Here is a 19,477-nt window from a genome sequence, read left to right as displayed (position 1 = left end):
AAAAGCATGTATAGTTCCCGAACCGGCCGTGGGGCCCGGAGGGAAGGCGGCATTCACCGACATCGGTTCAGGAGGGGATCATGTTTAAGAATCTGCGCATCGGCTTCAAGCTGGCCATCGGTTTCGGGCTCGTTCTGCTGTTCACCATCGGGGCATCGGTGGTGGCCTGGTACAGCCAGGAACAGCTCATTGACCGTTCCGACAAGATGGAGACGGTCAATGAGATGTTCGGGGGCGTGACCCAGAACCGTCTCGATGTCCTCTACTACATGCAGTTCAACGACGTCGGACGTCTGGACACTTTCAAGAAGAGGACCGACGGCATCGTGTCCAGGGCCCAGGAGGCCAAGGCCTGGTTCAAGAACCCGGTCAACATTCAGCGTATGGTCGATATTGAGGCCTCTTCAGAGGATTATGTCCGGTCCTTTGACGGCTACTACAAGTCCGATCTGGCCAGGAACACGGTAGTCAAGGAGATGGTCGATGCGGCCACCAGGCTGGGCAAGGCCTCAGACGACATGTTCGATCTCCAATTCCGTTTGAGTCAGGCCTCGGTCCAGGATCGGACCAGAGAGACCGCCGTTTTGGCCACTCAGGTGGACACCCTTGAAATGCTGCAGCGGATCAAGTCCCTGTTTCTGCTCTCCAGGATTGAGGTTCTCTATTATCTCTGGCGGGGGGACATCGCCCGGCTGGAAAACGCCAAGAACATCTTGACCGAGGTTATTGGTGTCGGCAACGATCTCCTCAAGGAGGTCAAGAGCGAGGCCGGCATGGCCAGCGCCAGGGAGATTATCTCCGCGGCCACCGAGTATCGGAATAAGTCTGATGCCTTCATCATCCTGGCCCAGGAACAGGCCGAGATGGTCAAGGGCATGGCCGGAGCGGCCGAAAAGGTCAGCGCCATCACCAACGACGCCCTAGTCTATCAGAAGCAGGCCATGCAGGATCAGGTGAAGTCCTCGAACATCCTGGTCGTGAGTTTTGCCGTCTTGAGCGTGATCCTTGGTCTGGCATTCGCCATCTACATCATCCGGGCCATTCAGAAGGGCCTTCGCAGCGCCATCAATGTTTCCGAGGCGCTTTCCGTGGGTGATTTGTCCGTCAAGATCGTCAAGGACAGCGAGGACGAGATCGGCCAGCTTCTGGATGCCATGCAGCGGCTGGTGGATGCCGAGAAGGAGGTGGCCGGTCTGGCCGAACAGATGGCTGGAGGCGATTTGCGGGCCCAGGTTCGGATCAGGTCCGACAAGGACGCCTTGATGAAGGCCCTGGAGGCCATGATCGAGCGTCTGAACGAGGTCATGGGCGAGGTGCAGTTGGGCAGCGAACACGTGGCCGCCGGAAGCGAGGAGATGAGCGCCACGGCCGAATCCCTGGCCCAGGGGGCGTCCGAGCAGGCCGCGGCCGTTGAGGAGTCGTCCTCGGCCATGGAAGAGATGTCCTCAGCCATTCAGCAGAACGCCGACAACGCCCAGCAGACCGAGAAGATCGCCCTGGGCGCCGCCGATGACGCCCGCCAGAGCGGCGCGGCTGTGACCGAGGCCGTTCAGGCCATGAAGGATATCGCCGAGAGGATTTCCATCATTCAGGAAATCGCCCGTCAGACCGACCTCCTGGCCCTGAACGCGGCCATTGAGGCCGCCCGTGCTGGCGAACACGGCAAGGGTTTCGCCGTCGTGGCCGCCGAGGTCCGCAAGCTGGCCGAGCGCAGTTCCGGGGCCGCGTCCGAGATCACCGAGCTTTCAGGCCGGAGCACCGAGGTGGCCGAACGGGCTGGGGGCATGTTGGCCAGACTGGTGCCGGATATCCAGAGGACGGCCGAGCTTGTCCAGGAGATCGCCGCAGCCAGCCGAGAGCAGAGCGAAGGTGCCGAGCAGGTCAACAAGGGACTGCAGCAGTTGGATTCCGTGGTCCAGCAAAACTCCACAGCCTCTGAACAGATGGCCTCGACCTCCGAGGAATTGTCCAGCCAGGCCCAGCAGCTCCAGTCGGCGGTTTCCTTCTTCCAGATCAAGGAAGGGTCTCATAACCTTGGTCGTTCGAGGCTGGAAGTCGACCGGGGGCGTACGCGCAGGAATTCCGGAGGCCGGCCTTCGTCCAGAACCCCCAAGGCCGTGACCCAGACCAAAAAGCAGGCCAAGGGGCTCATGCTGGAGATGGGTGGAGGCAGCGATTCCGGTGACGACGACTTTGAAAGATACTAGGCCTTGGCCGGGGAGGGCACATGGATACGTTGAACAAGTACCTGACCTTCACGCTGGGCCCCCAGGTTTTCGCCATACCCATTGAAAGCGTCCGGGAGGTGCAGGATGCGGTAGAGACGACCAGGATTCCCCAGACCCCGCCCTTCATGCTCGGGGTCATGAATCTGCGGGGCACGGCCGTGCCGGTGGTCGATTTGAAACGAAAGTTCGGGATGGGGCCCACGCAGCGGACCATCAATTCCCGAATCGCCATTGTCGAGGGACGCAAGGGCGATGACGATGGCCTGGTCGGGGCCCTGGCCGATTCGGTCAGGGAGGTGCTGGAAATCGATCCTTCGGTCATTGAGGAGGCTCCGAGGATGGGCATGCGGGTCAAGCCGGATTTCATCCGAGGTGTGGCTAGATCGGGCGAGGCCTTTGTCGTCCTTTTGGACATCGCCCGGATTTTTTCCGCCGAGGAGATGGTTTTCGAACCTGGACCGGAAATGACCGCGGAATCAGGACAGGAGCCGTCATGAAAATCCATCTTGAGGGAACATACAACGTGGATCGGGCCGAAGAGCTTCGGCACATTCTCGTGAATGCGGCCCGGGAGGGTGGTCCACTTGAGGTGGATCTGAGCCGAGTCGACGACGCGGATTTGTCCATGTTTCAGCTCTTGCATTCGGTCCAAAGACAGATCAAGCCCGAGCGGTTCTCGATCCTCTCGGGCTGGAACGAAGACATAGGCCTAAAGCTCGGTCTGACCGGGTTTAAGGTCGGGGGATCGGGGTCATGAAGGGCCGGATACCGGCCGGGCGTCATGACGGCGTCGGGGAGGATGACCAATGGCCATGAACGAAGGCGCCCAGCTTTTTCTGGACGAGGCCCGCGAACTGCTTGGAGAACTGGAAGAATTGCTCCTGGAACTGGAGTTGAATCCCGAAAACATGGATCAGGTGGCCAGGGTTTTTCGGACCATGCACACCATCAAGGGTTCCGGGGCCATGTTCGGGTTCGAGGAGGTGGCCCGGTTTACCCACGAGGTGGAAACGGTCTTCGATCGGGTCCGCTCCGGGGAGATGAAGGTCGACACCGAGCTTCTGGGATTGGCCTTGAAGGCCAGGGACCATATTTTCAGCCTTCTTGAAAGTCCTCCCCAGGGAGACGAAACCTGCAGGCAGGTCTCGAACCTGTTGATGGAGGAATTCAGAAAGGCGGCCGGAGCTGTAGACCATGCCCAAGATTCGACCCCGGAATCGGCCCCGGTTTCAGGCGGTCCGTGCCGGGGTTCGATTCCCAAGGACGCGGCCACCTGGTGGGTTCGTTTTCGGCCCAAACACGACGCCTTTGCCGTCGGAACCAGGCCCCTTTCCCTGATTCAGGAATTGGTTGAGCTGGGGCGGTCCAGAACGCGTTTCGAGGCCCGGAACATTCCCGAACTGGACGCCTACGATGCCGAGGCCGTGTACGGCTGGTGGGATGTGCTGCTGTGCACAGACCAGGGCGAGGACCCCATTCGGGACGTGTTCGTGTTTCTGGACGCCGACGACGGGGAGGCCGAGATCCGCAGGGTGGCGAACAAGTGCGTCCGGGAGACCGACCTCGACTTGTTCATCGAATTCTTGGCCAAGCGATGGGACCAGTCGAGCCAGGTGGTCGGGCTGGAACTGGAGGCCCTGGTCCAGGAGACCATCGCCCCAAGGCGTGCGGCAAAGGTTCAGGAGGTCGAGGCCGAGGGCCCGGTCCAGTCCAAAAGCATCAGGGTCGATTCCCACCGGCTGGACATGCTGGTGAACATGGTCGGGGAACTGGTCATCATCCAGTCCCGGCTGACCCAGGCCGCCAGAGGGGGTGTGGACGAGTCCGTCGTCGGGCAGATTTCCGAGGATCTGGAGCGCCTGACGGACGAGATGCGCGACAACGCCCTGAGCCTGCGCATGCTGCCCATTGGGACCATGATGGGTGGGTTGCGTCGTCTGGTCCGGGACCTGTCCGTGCAGTTGGGCAAGAAGGTTCGTCTGGCGACCAAGGGCGAGGACACGGAGCTTGACAAGACCGTCATCGACCAGTTGAAGGATCCCCTCATGCACGCCCTGAGAAATTGTCTCGATCACGCCATCGAGCCGCCGGAGGTCCGGAGGGGGCGGGGCAAGGACGAGACCGGGCTGGTGATTCTGGGGGCCGAGCACGCCAGCGGCGAGGTGGTCATCACCGTTGCCGACGACGGGGGCGGGCTGGATCTGGACGCCATTCACGAAAAGGCCGTGGCCAAGGGACTCATCGAGCCCGGCACTGATCTGAGTCCCAGGGAGATTGCCAACCTCATTTTCTTGCCCGGGTTTTCCACGGCCAAGCAGGTTTCGGACGTGTCCGGTCGGGGAGTGGGCATGGATGTGGTCAAGCGGGGCATCGAGGCCTTGCGGGGCAAGGTCGATCTGGACACCAAGCCCGGGCTGGGCACGACCTTGACCATCCGACTGCCCCTGACCCTGGCCATCATCGACGGATTGAACGTGGTTGTGGGAGGAGAGTCGTTCATCATGCCCCTGACCACGGTGGAGGCCTGCGAGGAGCGGTTCGTGAACGGCTCAGGGGTTCGAACGGTGGACATCGTCACCCGAAGGGGACATCTTGTGCCCTGTGTGAGTTTGAGGCGACTTCTGGGAGTTCCCGGTGAGCAGCCGGGGTACGAGCGGGTCATCATCTGCTCCCACGACGGGGTGGAGGTCGGATTCGGGGTGGACAGGGTCATCGGCCGTCAACAGGCGGTCATCAAGCCTTTGAGTGACTACTACCACGACCTGCGCTGGATTTCGGGCACGACCATCAACGGGGATGGAGGCATATCCCTGATTCTGGACATTCCTCAGTTGGTGGGTTTCGCCAGGGAGAACTTCGACGAATCCATGTTGGAATTCGGTGCCGGGGGCGGCGTTTCCTGACGACTCCTGTCGAATCTCACGCAATCGGCCCGGGAGAAGCGCAAAACAACCGCTTCGAGGGTCATCATTTTAGCGCCGGGAGACCGGGAGGTTTCATGCGACCAGGAGACGAAGCAACGGATTTCACCCTTGAGGATCAGAACGGCAGACATGTTTCGCTTTCGGATTTTCGTGGATCCTGGGTGGTGCTCTATTTCTATCCCAAGGACAACACTCCGGGCTGCACCACCGAGGCCTGTGACTTCACGGCTGCCAAACCGGCCTTTGAGACCCTCGATGCTGTGGTGGTGGGCGTGAGCCGGGACAACGCGGCCGTGCATCAGGGATTCATGGCCAAGAATGCCTTGGATCTGGTCCTCTTGTCCGACCCCAAGGCCAAGGTCCACAAACTTTACGAGGCCTGGGGCATGAAAAAACTCTACGGCAAGCAGAGCGAAGGGGTGATCCGGTCCACCTTTCTCATCGATCCCGAGGGGCGGATCGCCGATTCATGGGCTAACGTGAAGGTCCGGGTCTCGCGCAAGGACGGCGAGGTCCTGCACAGCGACGTGGTTCGGAAGCGCTTGGAGGAGCTTCGGGGCGGAAAATGACGGGACAGACGGAAGGTTTCGGCCGGGCCCTGTGTGTGAGTGGATATCATGAAGTACGTTGAGATCGTGGCTGACCCAAGCAGTTCGGCCACCATTGTGAAGGTGGCTGAAAAGGCCAAAGCCCAGGACGTCAGACTTGCGGCGATATCCGAGGACGGGCTTCGCCAGATGCGATTGCTGGTGTCGGACGACAACGTCCAATTGACTTTGGATCTTTTGCAGAACATCCTCGGAGCCCAGCCGAGCGCGAGGATCGCGGTCCTCCCCGTGGAAACCTTTTTGCCCAAGCCTGATGACGAAAAACGGAAGCAGGAGGATTCGGCCACGGCGGCCCGGGAAGCCTTGTACGAGAGTGTCGAGAAAAGTGCTCAACTGACGCTGGACTACCTCGTGCTGATCGTTCTCTCGACCATTGTCGCGGCGGTTGGTTTAGTGGAGAGCAACGTGGCCGTGTTGATAGGGGCCATGGTTATCGCGCCTTTGCTCGGCCCGAATCTGGCCCTGAGTCTGGGGACGGCTCTGGGAGACCTTTCCCTTATGCGTCAGGCGGCGAAAACCCTGGCCGTGGGCATTGCCCTGGCCGTGCTTCTGTCCGCAGGCATGGGCATGATCTGGGAAGAGGGCGCGACCAGCCCGGAACTTCTCGCCCGGACCGAGGCGGGTCTCGACTCGGTGGCCTTGGCCCTGGCCTCGGGTGCGGCCGCGGCCCTGTCCATGACCACGGGCCTTTCCAGTGTTCTGGTGGGTGTCATGGTGGCCGTGGCCCTGCTTCCTCCGGCTGCGACCATGGGTTTTCTGCTCGGGGCCGGATTGCCAGAAGCGGCCATTGGCGCGGGGCTCCTCCTTGGCGTCAACATTGTCAGTGTCAATCTTTCCAGCAAGGTGGTCTTCTTTCTCAAATCGATTCGGCCCCGGACTTGGCTGGAAAAGGAAAAGGCCCGCAAGGCCATGGCCATCTACATCATCGTCTGGATTGCAACCCTGCTGATCATGATTTCTTTCATCTATGCCAAGAAGAGGGTCATGATTTCTTGACATCCCCTCTGGCAGATGGGGAGGCGATCAATTTTTTCCCGGCAGCTTCAGGTGATCAAGGACCTTTTGCAGTGCCAGTCGTGATTTCTCCGTTTCCAATTTGGGAATTTCATCCCGATCCACGTACATGACCGCCCCGCATGGGCACATCTCCACGCAGGCCGGTCCCATGCCCATCTGGCGGCGCTGGGCGCAAAGGTCGCATTTGGCGATCATGACTCCCCGATCGGTTTCAAACATGGCCGCGTGGGGGCAGGCCAGGATGCAGTTCTTGGTCTGGCAGCCCCGGCAGAGCATGGGTTGGAGGATGACGGCCCCGTCCCGATCGCGTTTGAGTGCCCCGCGGGGGCAGGCATTGGCGCATTTGGGATTGTCGCAGTGCCGGCAATAGAGTGGGACCATGACCCCGTCGGCCGTCCGGGTCATGTGGATGCGGGAGGTGTCGTTGGTAAAGCGACAGACGAATTCGCAGGTCTCGCAGCCGATGCACAGGCTGTAGTCGATATACAGGGTCTTCCGTCCGCTCATGCCCCCCTCCTGAACCCGGCCTCGTTGGCCACCAGATCATTGTCCTCGTAGGCGTCGAGGCGGTCCTGGGCCTTCAAGTCCAGCCAGTTGGCCAGGGATCTGGCTGAGCGCAGGCCGCTGTACACGGCCTTGCCGATCTTGCTCGGTCCGCTTAGGGCGTCGCCGGCGACAAAGACGTTCTCGATGGCCGTCATGTGCAGCCAACGGACCTCGCCCTTGCGGACGTTTTCCAGCCCGAGTTCCTTGGCAAAGGGCGGGGTGGCCGTCTCGCCGATGGCGGCCACGACCAGGGCCACGGGCAGAGTTCTGTTTTCGATTCCGTCCAGCCCTGAGACTGAGATTTCCAGGCCTTTGACCTCGTTCTCTCCCAAGATCCGGACAGGCGTGGCCTTTTCGACCCATTCGACACCCATTTCCCTAAGCTGTTCGATTTCAAAGGCCCCGCAGGGCGCTTCGCGCGCAGTCCGGCGGTAGAGGTGAAAGACCTTGGCCGCCCCGAGATGGACGGCGCTGTGGGCCACGTCAACGGCCGAGTGCCCGGCTCCGATGACGGCCACGGCCTTGCCTGCAACCTCGGGAACCTTGACGTTGGGCGCGCAGTACTGGACGGCCCGGATGGGGAAGAGAAACTCCAGGCCCGAAAAGACCCCAGGCAGGTTCTCGCCGGGGATGCCCAGCTTCCTCGACCGCCACGACCCGGTGCAGATCATGATGGCGTCGTGCTTCTTGACCATGTCTCCAAACCCCAGAATTTCCCGACAGAAGTGGTCGCCCTCCTCGTCATGAAGGGGGCCGCTGCAGCAGATCTTGGTGTGGGTGTGGAAGATGACCCCGGCTAGGCGTTCAAGATTGCGGACCCCGAGATCGATACGTTCCTTGGGAATGCGGTGCCCGGGAATGCCGAAGAGCATGAGGCCCCCGGGCTTGGGCAGCTTGTCGTAGACCTCGACCTGATATCCCAAACAGGACAGGTAGCCGGTGGCGGCCAAGCCCGACGGCCCTGCCCCGATGATGCCCACGCTGCGACCGTTGGGGACGGCCGGTTCGGAGCAGAGGAAATTAAAGTTGATGGGGTCCATGGAAACTCCTGTCGCGGCTTTTTGGCGTTCTCGTTCCTGTTTGAGGCGGTGGAATCCGGTTGTCAAGAAGACCCGAACTCAGGTCTCGATGGCGCCGCCTCATGTGAATCCCGCACCAGCCGTGCAGGCGAAGCAATGATCAACCACGGCGAGGGGCGTTCTTTCCGAGGGGAGTGATTGCCATGCTTCGGATCAATCAAGCATTAAGTGTGGCCACGCTTTCTTCTTTGCCCAAGACCACAAGGATGTCTCCTTTTTTAAGAATGTCGTCGGCCTTGGGGATAAACCGGAATTCGTCGTCCGACCCGGTTTTGACAGCCACGACCTGCACACCGAACTGGTTGGTCAAATCCAGGCTCCGCAGGCTTTGCCCGGCGATTTTCTTTACTTCTATCTCCTGCAGGACCACGTTTTTGCCGAAAGGCAGATAGTCGATCAAGCCTGGCACGACCAGCTTTCTGGCCAGTTGCTCGGCAGCGTAGCGTTCTGGAAAAATGATGTGATCCGCACCGATCTTGCGCAGTACCTTTTCGTGGTCGGTGCTGATGGCCTTGACCCAGACCTGATCGACTCCGGCTTCCTTGAGGTGCAGGACGATAAGAACGCTTTTTTCAAGGGATTGGCCAACGCTGACGATCACGACAGGCATTTCGGCCAATCCCAGTTGTCGAATGACTTCTGGATTGGTCGCGTCGGCTTCAAAAACATGGGTCAGGATGTCCTGGGCGTTGCGAACCTTGTCCTTGGACGCGTCAACGCCAACGACCGGATGGCCGAGACCAACCAGTGATTGCCCAAGGGTGAGTCCGAATTTTCCCAGGCCGATGATGGCCGCTTCTTTTTTTTTCACCGAATCTCCTCCTCAACCGACGAGAATGGTTTTTTCCGGCCAGGCGAACGACTCTTTCTTCTGGACATCCTGAAGCAAGGCGATGAAGAGAATTGGCCCCAGCCGACCGACGAACATGAGCAGAATGACCACGGCTTTGCCTGGAGAAGACAGGGAGGCCGTCAAGCCGGTACTCAGCCCTACCGTCCCAAAAGCCGAGATGACCTCGAAGAGAATCTCCAGAAATCGGCCGCGGCTTTCAAGATGCGAGACAGCCCCGCCCTCGGTAATCACGAGTACTAGAGTGGCCAGCGCAAGAACCAGGGAAGAGACGATGACCAGGGCCAGAACCTTTTGCATAGTCCCCCGGTCCAGAGCAAACCCACTGACCACGGTTTGTTTCCGGCCTCGAATTTGAGACCAAGAGAATGAGAGCATGGCCCGGAAGGTGGTCGTTTTGATGCCGCCGGCGCAGGAACCGGGCGATCCGCCAATCCACATAAGCAGGCAGAGAAAGACCAGGGAGATATTCGTCATGGAACCGATGTCCACGGTGTTGAAGCCCGCCGTCCGGCTGGTGACCGACTGGAACAGGGCTGTCAAAAACTGAGCGCCCACGTCCCGGTTGGCGTTTGAGGTCCAGTGCTCGGCTAGAAAAAAAACGAGGGCCCCGCACACGATCAACCAAGCCGTTGTCACAAGGACAATTCTGGACTGCCAAGTCAATGATCGGGTTTGATTTTTTCCATTGTTTCCAAGTTGAATCCATCTCTTTCCCGCCAGATCGAGAAGAACAAAAAACCCCAATCCACCCAGAATAATGAGGGCCATGAATATGCCGTTCACGGCCAAGTTGTCTTGCCAAGCCATGAGGCTGTCGGGAAAAAGTGAGAACCCTGCATTGCAAAAAGCGGAAACGGTGTGAAAAATGGCTGAAAAGGGATGGAATGTTTGAGGATCAATCGCAAAAAGGCATATTGCTCCGATGATTTCGATGCCGAACGCCGCCAGCACGATCTGTCCCAGAAAACGGCCAAGATGGAAGGTGGGTTCGTGGAGCAGGGATTGGCTTACGGCTAGCCGGTCGGTTAGTGAAACTCGTTTGGTCAGGAGATAGAACCCGAGGGAAGTGAAGGTCATCACGCCCAGACCGCCGATCTGCATGAGCACAAGGATGATTGTCTGGCCGTAGCGCGAAAAAAAACTGCCCGTGTCTACCACAACCAATCCCGTGACGCATGTGGCCGAGGTCGCCGTGAACACCGCATCTAGAAAATTCAGTTCCTTGCCGTCGAGAGTGACCGAATGCACGAGCAAAGAGGCGCCGGCCATGATGCACAGGGCGAAGAATATGATTGGGAGCGCAAAGGGGGACAGAAAAATGCGCTGAATTTTCACGGATACATCTCAGCTCCGCCCGAAACGGCCCAGCGATCAATGAAGGTTTTGATGTCGGCCATGAAGGGGGAGGTAGACCAAGGGGGGAGGCGAGGCAAGAGGCGTGAGGGCTTGGAAGGCTGAAGGAATCAAGTCGTGAACGGACAATAATTAAATCCCGGCCTCGGTTTCCGAGGCCGGGATTTTCTGGATATACAAGGTTCGGGCCGTATCAAATCCAAATCGGTGGAAAAGGGCTATTCCATGCCGATGGAAAAGAGACGCTCGAGGTCGTGCTGGGAGTAGACCCGGAAGGCGATCAGGGTTTCGGTGGAGATGATGCCGTCCATGGACAGGAGCTTGCCGGTGACCGTGTCGGAGAGTTCCTCATTGGACTTGACCCGGATGATGGCCGCCAGATCATACCTTCCGCCCACGGAAAAGACTTCGGTGATGGCGTCGATCTTGACCAGATCCTGGGCCAAGTCGTTGATTTTTTTTGGTTCGGCGTTGATGAGGACAATGGCGTTGACCATGGAAAGCCTCCATTGGTTGGCTGAGGTGCAAGGCCGGGAGGACATCTTTGGGCATTCTTGCGGCCCGGGTTCCGGCGTGTCGCCTCAGGTGGTGTTTTTTGATTACTCACCGGACAGATAGAAGAGCACAGCCAGGCGTTCGTCTGGGTTCAAAAGCCCCTGCCGTTTACCGATCATGCGGTCAACTGTTGCTTCCCAGGCCAAACGGTCCTTGCTCGACTTGGCCTTTTCGACCCGGCCGAAACCGTGGCAGGTGGAACAGCGTCCCTTGGCCAGAGTTTCGCCGTTCAAGTCTGAGGAAACGGCTGGAGTGATGAACAGAAATCCCAGAACGGCCAGGGCCGAGACGACGAGGAGCAGATTTTTTTTCATGCTGGATTCTCCGCGTTGATGTTCAAAAACGGTCCTGGGTCGAGGATAGTCTTCAGGGAGGCCGGTTGGCAAGGACCGATCTGGCAAATTGGTGCATGCGTCGACTATCCGGGCGGACGTTTCCAAGGCGATCGAGCCGCCTGTTTTTTGGCCAGCCGCCAGGAGTAGACGGCCAGGAGCACGGCCAGAAGGATGATGATTCCCTGGATGCGATAGGCGCCGGTCACCCCGGCGGCCAGAGCTTCGGGCGGAGCCAGGGAGAAGTCCGTACGTTCGGGGAGGTCGGCGATGGAGAGAACCACGGTGGTGAAGATGGCTCCCACCAGGGGAATGCCGGTGCTTTGTCCGAAGACCCGTGAATAGTTCAGCAGGCCCGAGGCCACGCCGAGGCGTTCGGTGGGCACGGCACCCATGATGGCGCTGTTGTTGGGAGCCTGAAAGATGCCCACCCCGAGTCCGAGGGGAACGGCCCGCAGGACGTATCCCCACCAGGGGGTGTCCATCGTCAGGGTGGAGACGGCAAAGCAGCCCCCGGCCATGATCAGGAGGCCGACGACGGAAATCCCCCGACTGCCGAAGGCGTCCGAAAGGGAACCGGCCACCGGGGCGGTGATGCCCATGGCCAAGGGAATAACCATCATCATCAGCCCGACCTGCTGGATGGAGTATCCTTGGGCCATCTGGAGGAAAAAGGGCATGATGAAGACCCCGGCCAGGGAAATGAACGCCAGAACGGCCATGATCAGGTTCAGGGTGAAGAGCCTGTTGGCGAAGAGCCCGAGATCGATCATTGGTTCCGGGACTCGTTGCTCAACGATGATGAAAAGGCCGAGACCCAGGGCGGCGACGCCCAGAAGGGCCAGGGCGGCACCGTGATCGAACCCCTGTTTCTGGCCCCAGGTCATGCCCAGGGAGTAGGCGGCCAGGGTCAGGGCCGAAATGACAGCCCCGGCAGGATCGAAACGCTGTCCTTCGCGCACGGGAGGAAGGGTCGGCAGATTGCTGTGGACAAAATGAAAGGCAAAGAGGCCGATGGGGACGTTGATCAGAAAGATGGACCGCCAGCCCAGAACACCGATCATGATTCCGCCTATGGAGGGGCCCAGGGCCAGGCCCAGGGAAACCGTGGCTCCGATGAACCCGATGGCTCGACCACGGGTTCCGGGAGTGGCGATTTCGGTGACTATGGCGATGCCCAGGGCCTGGCTCATGGCCGCGCCCACGCCTTGGACGGCCCGGAAGGCGATGAGCCAGGAGACGTTTGGGGCCAGTCCACAGAGCAGGGACCCGGCGGTGAAGATAACCATCCCCCAAGTGAAGATGGCCTTCTTACCCTTGATGTCGCCCAGTCTGGAGACGAGCAGGAGCAGAGAGGCGACGACCAGGATGTAGCTGAGGACAACCCATTGGATGATGGCAAAATCCGTGTTCAGCTGTTCCACCAGAGTCGGTAGAGAGACGTTGACGATGCTCATGTCAAGAGTGGCCATGAAGACCATCAGGTTGACACCGAGCATGGCCCGAATGACGCATTTTGGGTCCATGCAGGAAGGGCCGGGGATGTCGGTCACGAGGCGATTATCCGATTGTTGATGTTAAAAATTCCAAATGTCAGGGGGCCACGGTGTGCCCATCGTCTAGAATAACGAGACGGATCGCGAGCATGTCACGATCGTAGGTGCCGATGAAGACGGGCTTTCGTGATTCCTCGGCCCGGGGTGCCGGGAATACGAATGGCGGGTTCAGAATTCGTATTGCAACCGGTTGTCGGTCTCAGAGACGAGATTTTCTATGAAGAGATAGTCGACGATTCGCTCGAGTTCACCCTCGGGCAGCTTCTTGGGAAAATAGGAGGCGATCTGCTGGGTCAGGGTCCGTCTTTTTCGTGGTCGCCGGTTCTTGTCGATCTTTGAGAGGAGTTCGATGACCCGTTCCAGATTTTTGTTCCGGGGATGGTCCTCGGTCTTTTCCGTCAATTCCAGAAGAGAGTTGATCCGGCGGCAGATCCGATTGAGCCGGCCGATATGCTTGATCAGGGGGTCGAAGCCCTTGTCCTTGGATAGGATCGTGAACCCGGCCTTTTCGTGTTCGGACAGATACTTGCCCATGTAGAAGGCGATGTGGAAGTCCAGGGCATTGTTGCCCTGGCCGTCAATTTTTATCCATTCCAGCCTGTTGCCGAGTTCCTGGGCCTGCTGGACAAGGTCAAAGGGGATGTTTTTCTGGGAGAAACCGACGAAGATTTTGACCAGGTAGTTGGGGGGGAGTTCGGACAGGTCGACCTTCTGGATGTTTTCGTAGTCGATGAGCAGATAGTTCTGAGAAGGGGCGCTGTTCGTTGGTGTCATGTTTCTGCTTCCTGATGAGGTTCGATAGTGGAGGGCAGAGCCCTGGTGATGGTTTTGCGGAGAAAGTTGGCGAAAAAGCTCAAGGAGGCCACCGCAATGATGGAGGCTCCGGAGGTAAGGTTCAGACCATAGGAGACCACAAGGCCAACGGTGCAGAAAATGGCGCTCCAGAGACAGGACCGGACCATCATTCCCGCCAGCGAGTGAGCCCTTTGTTCGGCCATGGCCGAAGGGATGGTCAGGAGGGCGATGACCAGGATGAGTCCCACGATCCTGATGATCATGACCACGGACAAGGCCGTGAGCACGAGAACGAGAAAGTGGAGCCCGGCCACGGGCAGACCCCGGCTCTGGGCGAAGTCTCGGTCGAAGCTGAAGGCCAGCAGATGGCGGTAGGCGAGCAGGACGACGACGACCACAACGGCATCCAGTCCGGCCATGACCAAAAGATCGGCTCGGGAAACGGCCAGGATGCTGCCGAAGAGGTAGCTCATCAGGTCCACGTTGTAGCCGGGGGTGATGTCCATGAGCAGGACGCCAAGAGCCATGCCCGAGGCCCACATGACCCCGATGATGGTGTCGGTCCGTTCACCTCGGCGCAGGGCCACGGTTCCCATGATTAGGGCCACGGCCAGGGTGAAGGCAATGGTCGTCGGCAAAACCGGCAGGCCGAGGAAAAAGGCCAAGCCGACACCGCCGTATGCGCTGTGGGCTACACCACCGGCCAAAAAGACCTGACGGTTGACGACGACCAGTGAGCCGATGGTCCCGCAGACGACACTGGCCAGCAGACCAGCCAACAGGGCATTCTGCATGAAGGTCAGGGACAGGATTTCGGTCATGGCCGGGTCTCCGGAGCGGCGCGGCCGGCGAACATGGCGTGCATGTCCTGGATGGCGTTTTCCATGGGGCAGGCGTGGCCGTGCTCTCCGTAGATCAGGGTGAGCATATCCTCTCCCATGATCGTTCCCCGGTTGAAGATGAGCCTGCGGTTGACGGCGGCCACGCAGGTGATGCGGGCCGAGGCCATGGAGACCATGACCAGATCATGGCTGACGACCATGACGGTCACCCCTTGGGCGATGTCGGAGAGCATCTCGTAGATGCAGTGCTTGCCAAGGGGGTCGATGCTGGCGGTGGGCTCGTCGAAAACAAGGAAATCGGGGTCCGAGATCAAGGCCCGGGCCACCAGGACACGTTGGATCTGCCCCCCGGATAATCGGTCCATTCGATTTCCGGCCTGGTTTTCCATACCCACCCGGGCCAGGGCGTTCATGGCCAAATCCTTGTCCTTGCGTCGAGATTTCCTGGAAGGCGCACCAATCAGACCCATGAGGGTGGCGTCCAGGGCCGTGACCGGAAAACCGCGTCCGGCGTGTATTTTTTGAGGAACATAGCCCACACGGCAGGCCGCCTTGCCTGGAGGAAGGCCAAAGACTTCGATCCGTCCGGTAACCGGACGGATCAATCCTAGAATCAGCTTGACCAGGGTGGTCTTGCCGCCGCCGTTGGGTCCGAGCACGGCCAGAAAATCACCCTGGCGGAGGGTCAGATCGACATGCTCGAGAATAGCGTTTCGGCTATAGGAAAAGCAAACGTCGTTCAGAACGAGGACTGGAGGCGCGGGTGAGGCGGAGATCATCGATCGAGACCGGCAAAGGCTCGGGCGGCCTGGAGCAGATTTTTCGACCAGTCACGGGTCAGGGGGTTGACCGTAACCACATTGGCCCCAATGTCCCTGGCCAGGGTTTCGGCGTTCCGAGTGGAGAATTCCGGTTGAACAAAGATGACCTCAATTCCCCGTTTTTTGGCTTCGGACAAGATTTCGGCCATATCTCTAGGGCCCGGTTCCTTGCCGTGTCGCTCGATGGCCATCTGTTCGAGTCCGTAGGCATGGGCGAAATAGCCCCATGAGGGGTGAAAGACCATGAATCGGCGGCGTTGCTCAGGGACATGGCCGAAAATGTCGATGATCTTCAGATCCAGCCGGTCGATTTCCCGAACAAAATCTTGATAGTTGGCGGCGTAGACATGGGCCTGGCCGGGATTCAGTTCCTGCAGGACATCCCGGATAGTCTGGGCCATGATCCGGACCAGCGGAGGAGAGAGCCAGACATGAGGATCCAAAATTTCTCCTTCGTGAACGTGTCCAGGCCCGTGATCCTGTCTATGCCCGGTGATGGGTCGTCGTTCGAGGCCTTGTCCCATGTCAACGAAGAGCAGATCCGGGTTGGCGGTCCGCATCCTCGGAACCCAGCCTTTTTCGAAGGGGACGCCGATGGTAAAAAAGACCGAGGCTTTGGACAGGGCGGCCATCTGTTCCGGAGTGGGCTCGTAGGAGGCCGGACTGGCTCCTGGTTGAACCATGGCCATGATTCGGACGTCGGGCCCGGCGATCCGCTCGACAAAGTATTCCTGGGGGACGATGCTGGTGACGATGGTCAGTGGCTGGGCCTGGACCGGAGCCACCACGGCAAAACACAGGATGGCCGACGCCCATGCGGAAAAAATGGCTCGACACAAAGGGGCATGGGGCATGGTCTGTTTTCTCCCGGTCTGAAAGGCGTGGATTGTTGAACCAAAACGGTCTGGTGGGTAAAGGAATGTCCCAATGGCCCGAGCCTTGTCAACTGCGGTCCGTCGTATTTGGCAATGAGCTTTGGACAACCAGAGCCCCGGCGACAGGTTTTTAACTCCGTTTTGTGGTTGCCTCTCTATCTGGAAATCAGTATCCGGCCGGACCTGAAACGACAGGCTCTCAATGGTCTCCCTGTCTCAACGGACAAGGTGTCCGGTATTGGATCGAATCCCTAACCGTTCATCTCAAGGAACCCGATGCTCCGATACGTCCCCCGTCTGCTCAAGCTCGCCGGGCCGCTGGTCCTGTCGTTCTCGACGGTCGCCCTTATGCAGGTCGTCGACGCCCTGGTCTTGTCCCGTCATTCCAGCGAGGCCGTGGCGGCCATGGGACCATCGAGCATGGCCGTGATCGTCTTTCAGGCCCTGTTGTTCGGCACCGCCGGATATGCCGGCATCTTCGTCGCCCACAGCTACGGGCGGGGGGACTTTCACGGCGTGCGGTCTTCGGCCTGGCTGGGCATCCATACCGCCGCCGTATCCGGAATGCTGGCCCTGGCCTTGGCCTGGCCCCTGGCCCAGATCTTTGGCCTGGTCGGCCATTCCCCCCAGGTGGCCGACGATGAAATGGTCTATTTTTCCATCTGCATGGCAGGGTCGTTCTTTCCCGTTCTGGGTGCGGCCCTGTCCGGGTGGTTGGCCGGCATTGGGCGAACCTTGACAATCACCTGGGTGACCTTTGTCTCGTTCGCCCTGAACGTCGTCCTGACCTGGGTGCTGGTTCTCGGGGCATGGGGATTTCCCCGGATGGGCATGGCCGGGGCAGCCTTGGGGACGGTGATTTCCCAGATGGTGGCCGCCATCCTTTTTGTGGCCCTGTTCGCCAGGAACGAGGGATTCGCCGATGCCGAAGCACGAAGACTTCAGTGGAGAGAGTTCCGCCGTTTTCTGCTCATGGCCTTGCCCATGGGCTTGCGGATCAGCGGGGAGGTCGTGGCCTGGACCGTCTTCCTCGTGATTGTCGGCCGCCTTGGGACCGTGGAATTGGCCGCCTCGAGCATCGCCTTCAGAATCAACGGGCTGGCTTTTTTCCCGGCCTTGGGACTGGGCCAGGCCGCGGGCATATTGATCGGCCACGCCCGAGGAGCAGGAAACGACGACGAGGTTCCGATCATCACCTGGCAGTCCCTGTTCGTTTGCGAGATATGGATGCTGGCCATGGCCGTGCTCTTTGTGACGGTTCCGGAACCGCTCATGACGATTTTTGCCGGGACCGGCCCGGACAGCGGACAAATCGTCGAAAGTGGTGTCCTGGTGCTGAAGTTCGTGGCCGTGTATTGTCTTTTCGACGCGGCCAACGTCATGATCAGCTATGTGCTCTCAGCCACCGGCGACACCGGCTGGATCGCCAGGGCCTTTGCCCTCTGCACGGCGGTGTTCATGGCCGTGCTGTGGCTGGTTGATCAGACCATGCCCAGCCTGACGGCCGAATGGATCCTGGCCACGGGATTCGTGTTCGCCACAGCGGCCCTGTGGATGTTTCGTTTTCAGAGCGGGGAGTGGAGAAGGATCAAGGTTCTCAGAGCGGAGGAGCCTCGGCCCTGAGCGATGGCTGGTGCATTCGTCATCAGCTGAACAGGGTGCTGGCCAGATAGGCCGTGTAGCCGATATAGCAGGCCAGCAGGACTGCACCCTCCAATCGATTGATGCGGCCTGGCCGGCCGATCCGAAAACCGATGACGAACAGTGAGAGGGTCAGGACGGTCATGACCGGAATGTCCCGGGAAAGGACTTCCGGTCCGACAGACATCGGGTGGATGGCTCCGGCGATGCCGACCACGGCCAGGGTATTGAAAAGGTTGGAGCCGAGGACATTGCCGATGGCGATGTCGTGTTCCCCTTTGCGGGTGGCGACCAGGGATGAGGCCAGTTCCGGCAGGGAGGTGCCCAGGGCGACGACTGTCAGCCCGATGATCAGATCACTGACTCCGAAGCCCCTAGCGATTTCGACCGCTCCCCAGACCAGGATACGGGAGCTTGCGACTAGGAGAATCAGGCCCAGGATTAGCCAAAAAATGGCCCAGGACAGGGGCATGGCCTGGATCTGGAGTTTCTTGGTGACCATGTCGCCAAGGGGGTCGGTCGTTTTTTTCAAGCCTTGATGAATGGTCCAACCCATGAGTCCGAAGAAGACGCCCAGCAGACTCAGGGCCTCGAAATGGGTGATCCTTTCATCCCATATCTGCCAGATGGCCAGGGCCGTGACCAGGGCCAGAACCGGCAACTCCTTGCGCAAGATCCTCGATTGAACGGTGATGGGGCTGATCAGGGCGGTCAGCCCCAAAATGAGCCCGATATTGGCGATATTGGATCCGTAGGCGTTGCCGAGGGCGATGCCTGGGTTTCCCTGCAAGGCGGCCAGAGCGGAAACGACCATTTCCGGGGCCGAGGTGCCGAAACCAACGATGACCATGCCGATCAAAAGGGGCGGAACTCCCAGGTGGCGGGCGGTGCATGCCGAACCTTCAACAAAGCGGTCGGCGCTCCAGACGAGGAGGGCCAGGCCGAAGGCGAGGGCTAGGGAGGCGAGAAGCATCGGGTTCCTTGGAGTCGGAAAGGCTTTGGAACAGGGGCCGGAACGTGACCGGAGATGGGAGGGTATGCAGGGCCGGTCGGGAGGTCAAGGAGCGGGGATGGGCGGTTCCAACCCCGGGATGTCCTTGACAGATGAGGCCGGGCAAGGGAACATCCATTGTCCTTGGTTTTCTGATCCGGGATTTGTCCGCCGGACAGGTTCGGCGTGGATAGACGGCGGACCGTGCACAGAATACGGAGGAATTATGAGCGTACGTTTTTCTCGGTGGATGGTACTCGGCGTGGCTCTGGCCGTCGTGGCCACGGCCTGGCCGTCAGGTCAGTGTCGGGCTGGAGATATCTCCTTGCTGCGCATCGGCACCGGCGGGCTCCTCGGTGTCTACTATCCGGTGGGCAAGGCCCTGGCCGAGTGCATGGGCCGGACGGCCGAGGCCCGGGGGCTCATTGCCGTGGCCCAGACTTCGGGCGGTTCCGTGGCCA

General features: G+C 59.7%; 20 protein-coding genes. 8 read left to right on the top strand and 12 right to left on the bottom strand.

Going from position 1 to position 19,477, the window contains the following annotated elements:
* The first annotated feature begins 863 nt into the window (after positions 1–863).
* The 6 genes from EOM25_03300 (at position 864) to EOM25_03275 (ending at position 6,756) form a co-directional block, all read left to right on the top strand.
* A complete protein-coding gene (locus EOM25_03300; protein ID NCC24215.1) occupies positions 864–2,207 on the top strand; it encodes a methyl-accepting chemotaxis protein in 1,344 nt (447 codons plus the stop codon).
* A gap of 20 nt (positions 2,208–2,227) precedes the next feature.
* Entirely contained in the window at positions 2,228–2,725 is a 498-nt protein-coding gene (locus EOM25_03295) for a chemotaxis protein CheW (GenBank protein ID NCC24214.1), read from the top strand.
* The gene (locus EOM25_03290) at positions 2,722–2,985 is read left to right on the top strand and encodes an STAS domain-containing protein (protein NCC24213.1); all 264 of its coding nucleotides are present in this window, start codon (positions 2,722–2,724) and stop codon (positions 2,983–2,985) included. The genes EOM25_03295 and EOM25_03290 overlap by 4 nt, the downstream gene beginning before the upstream one ends.
* Before the next feature lie 49 nt (positions 2,986–3,034).
* Positions 3,035–5,131, top strand: a complete 2,097-nt coding sequence (locus tag EOM25_03285) for a chemotaxis protein CheA (protein NCC24212.1) — start codon at positions 3,035–3,037, stop codon at positions 5,129–5,131.
* A gap of 95 nt (positions 5,132–5,226) precedes the next feature.
* Entirely contained in the window at positions 5,227–5,721 is a 495-nt protein-coding gene (locus EOM25_03280; protein ID NCC24211.1) for a peroxiredoxin, read from the top strand.
* A gap of 48 nt (positions 5,722–5,769) precedes the next feature.
* Positions 5,770–6,756: a TIGR00341 family protein gene (locus EOM25_03275; GenBank protein NCC24210.1), complete on the top strand. Its 987-nt coding sequence runs from the start codon at positions 5,770–5,772 to the stop codon at positions 6,754–6,756.
* A gap of 27 nt (positions 6,757–6,783) precedes the next feature.
* On the opposite strand, the gene EOM25_03270 is transcribed toward EOM25_03275, so the two are convergent.
* The 11 genes from EOM25_03270 to EOM25_03220 all read right to left on the bottom strand — a co-directional run bounded on the left by EOM25_03270 (position 6,784) and on the right by EOM25_03220 (position 16,363).
* Positions 6,784–7,284, bottom strand: a complete 501-nt coding sequence (locus EOM25_03270) for a (Fe-S)-binding protein (GenBank protein ID NCC24209.1) — start codon at positions 7,282–7,284, stop codon at positions 6,784–6,786.
* Entirely contained in the window at positions 7,281–8,363 is a 1,083-nt protein-coding gene (locus EOM25_03265) for a glutamate synthase (protein ID NCC24208.1), read from the bottom strand. The genes EOM25_03270 and EOM25_03265 overlap by 4 nt, the downstream gene beginning before the upstream one ends.
* A gap of 196 nt (positions 8,364–8,559) precedes the next feature.
* A complete protein-coding gene (locus EOM25_03260; GenBank protein ID NCC24207.1) occupies positions 8,560–9,213 on the bottom strand; it encodes a TrkA family potassium uptake protein in 654 nt (217 codons plus the stop codon).
* A 12-nt stretch (positions 9,214–9,225) separates the two neighbouring features.
* Positions 9,226–10,590, bottom strand: a complete 1,365-nt coding sequence (locus tag EOM25_03255) for a potassium transporter TrkH (protein ID NCC24206.1) — start codon at positions 10,588–10,590, stop codon at positions 9,226–9,228.
* Positions 10,591–10,826: 236 nt separating this feature from the next.
* Positions 10,827–11,105: an Lrp/AsnC family transcriptional regulator gene (locus tag EOM25_03250; protein NCC24205.1), complete on the bottom strand. Its 279-nt coding sequence runs from the start codon at positions 11,103–11,105 to the stop codon at positions 10,827–10,829.
* 102 nt (positions 11,106–11,207) lie between these two features.
* Entirely contained in the window at positions 11,208–11,477 is a 270-nt protein-coding gene (locus EOM25_03245; GenBank protein NCC24204.1) for a hypothetical protein, read from the bottom strand.
* A 104-nt stretch (positions 11,478–11,581) separates the two neighbouring features.
* Positions 11,582–12,994 carry a DHA2 family efflux MFS transporter permease subunit gene (locus EOM25_03240; protein NCC24203.1) on the bottom strand — a complete coding sequence of 471 codons (1,413 nt, stop codon included), beginning with the start codon at positions 12,992–12,994 and terminating at the stop codon, positions 11,582–11,584.
* A gap of 225 nt (positions 12,995–13,219) precedes the next feature.
* Positions 13,220–13,825 carry a hypothetical protein gene (locus EOM25_03235; protein ID NCC24202.1) on the bottom strand — a complete coding sequence of 202 codons (606 nt, stop codon included), beginning with the start codon at positions 13,823–13,825 and terminating at the stop codon, positions 13,220–13,222.
* Positions 13,822–14,667, bottom strand: a complete 846-nt coding sequence (locus tag EOM25_03230) for a metal ABC transporter permease (protein ID NCC24201.1) — start codon at positions 14,665–14,667, stop codon at positions 13,822–13,824. Before EOM25_03230 ends, EOM25_03235 begins: the two co-directional genes overlap by 4 nt.
* Positions 14,664–15,467 (bottom strand): ABC transporter ATP-binding protein, encoded by an 804-nt coding sequence (locus EOM25_03225; GenBank protein ID NCC24200.1) that lies wholly within the window; start codon positions 15,465–15,467, stop codon positions 14,664–14,666. Before EOM25_03225 ends, EOM25_03230 begins: the two co-directional genes overlap by 4 nt.
* Positions 15,464–16,363 (bottom strand): cation ABC transporter substrate-binding protein, encoded by a 900-nt coding sequence (locus tag EOM25_03220; GenBank protein ID NCC24199.1) that lies wholly within the window; start codon positions 16,361–16,363, stop codon positions 15,464–15,466. Before EOM25_03220 ends, EOM25_03225 begins: the two co-directional genes overlap by 4 nt.
* A 297-nt stretch (positions 16,364–16,660) precedes the next feature.
* On the opposite strand from EOM25_03220, the gene EOM25_03215 reads away from it, so the two are divergent.
* Entirely contained in the window at positions 16,661–18,007 is a 1,347-nt protein-coding gene (locus EOM25_03215; GenBank protein NCC24198.1) for an MATE family efflux transporter, read from the top strand.
* A 22-nt stretch (positions 18,008–18,029) separates the two neighbouring features.
* Here EOM25_03215 and EOM25_03210 read toward each other — a convergent pair whose 3' ends face one another.
* Positions 18,030–18,998: a calcium/sodium antiporter gene (locus EOM25_03210; GenBank protein ID NCC24197.1), complete on the bottom strand. Its 969-nt coding sequence runs from the start codon at positions 18,996–18,998 to the stop codon at positions 18,030–18,032.
* 244 nt (positions 18,999–19,242) lie between these two features.
* Between EOM25_03210 and EOM25_03205 the strand changes: the two genes are divergently transcribed.
* Positions 19,243–19,477 (top strand): hypothetical protein (locus EOM25_03205; GenBank protein ID NCC24196.1); only part of this gene is annotated, 235 nt, incomplete at its 3' end.

The organism is Deltaproteobacteria bacterium, from assembly GCA_009929795.1.
In the GTDB taxonomy this organism is placed as follows: domain Bacteria; phylum Desulfobacterota; class Desulfovibrionia; order Desulfovibrionales; family Desulfomicrobiaceae; genus RZZR01.
Note: the sequence above shows the minus strand (reverse complement) of the source record. Positions and strands in the feature narration are given on the sequence as shown.

Coding starts and splice junctions, on each gene's coding strand:
- EOM25_03300 (NCC24215.1), top strand. CDS start 864: ATGGTCAAGGGCATGGCCGGAGCGGCCGAAAAGGTCAGCGCCATCACC.
- EOM25_03295 (NCC24214.1), top strand. CDS start 2,228: ATGGATACGTTGAACAAGTACCTGACCTTCACGCTGGGCCCCCAGGTT.
- EOM25_03290 (NCC24213.1), top strand. CDS start 2,722: ATGAAAATCCATCTTGAGGGAACATACAACGTGGATCGGGCCGAAGAG.
- EOM25_03285 (NCC24212.1), top strand. CDS start 3,035: ATGGCCATGAACGAAGGCGCCCAGCTTTTTCTGGACGAGGCCCGCGAA.
- EOM25_03280 (NCC24211.1), top strand. CDS start 5,227: ATGCGACCAGGAGACGAAGCAACGGATTTCACCCTTGAGGATCAGAAC.
- EOM25_03275 (NCC24210.1), top strand. CDS start 5,770: ATGAAGTACGTTGAGATCGTGGCTGACCCAAGCAGTTCGGCCACCATT.
- EOM25_03270 (NCC24209.1), bottom strand. CDS start 7,284: ATGAGCGGACGGAAGACCCTGTATATCGACTACAGCCTGTGCATCGGC.
- EOM25_03265 (NCC24208.1), bottom strand. CDS start 8,363: ATGGACCCCATCAACTTTAATTTCCTCTGCTCCGAACCGGCCGTCCCC.
- EOM25_03250 (NCC24205.1), bottom strand. CDS start 11,105: ATGGTCAACGCCATTGTCCTCATCAACGCCGAACCAAAAAAAATCAAC.
- EOM25_03245 (NCC24204.1), bottom strand. CDS start 11,477: ATGAAAAAAAATCTGCTCCTCGTCGTCTCGGCCCTGGCCGTTCTGGGA.
- EOM25_03240 (NCC24203.1), bottom strand. CDS start 12,994: ATGCTCGGTGTCAACCTGATGGTCTTCATGGCCACTCTTGACATGAGC.
- EOM25_03235 (NCC24202.1), bottom strand. CDS start 13,825: ATGACACCAACGAACAGCGCCCCTTCTCAGAACTATCTGCTCATCGAC.
- EOM25_03230 (NCC24201.1), bottom strand. CDS start 14,667: ATGACCGAAATCCTGTCCCTGACCTTCATGCAGAATGCCCTGTTGGCT.
- EOM25_03225 (NCC24200.1), bottom strand. CDS start 15,467: ATGATCTCCGCCTCACCCGCGCCTCCAGTCCTCGTTCTGAACGACGTT.
- EOM25_03220 (NCC24199.1), bottom strand. CDS start 16,363: ATGCCCCATGCCCCTTTGTGTCGAGCCATTTTTTCCGCATGGGCGTCG.
- EOM25_03215 (NCC24198.1), top strand. CDS start 16,661: ATGCTCCGATACGTCCCCCGTCTGCTCAAGCTCGCCGGGCCGCTGGTC.
- EOM25_03210 (NCC24197.1), bottom strand. CDS start 18,998: ATGCTTCTCGCCTCCCTAGCCCTCGCCTTCGGCCTGGCCCTCCTCGTC.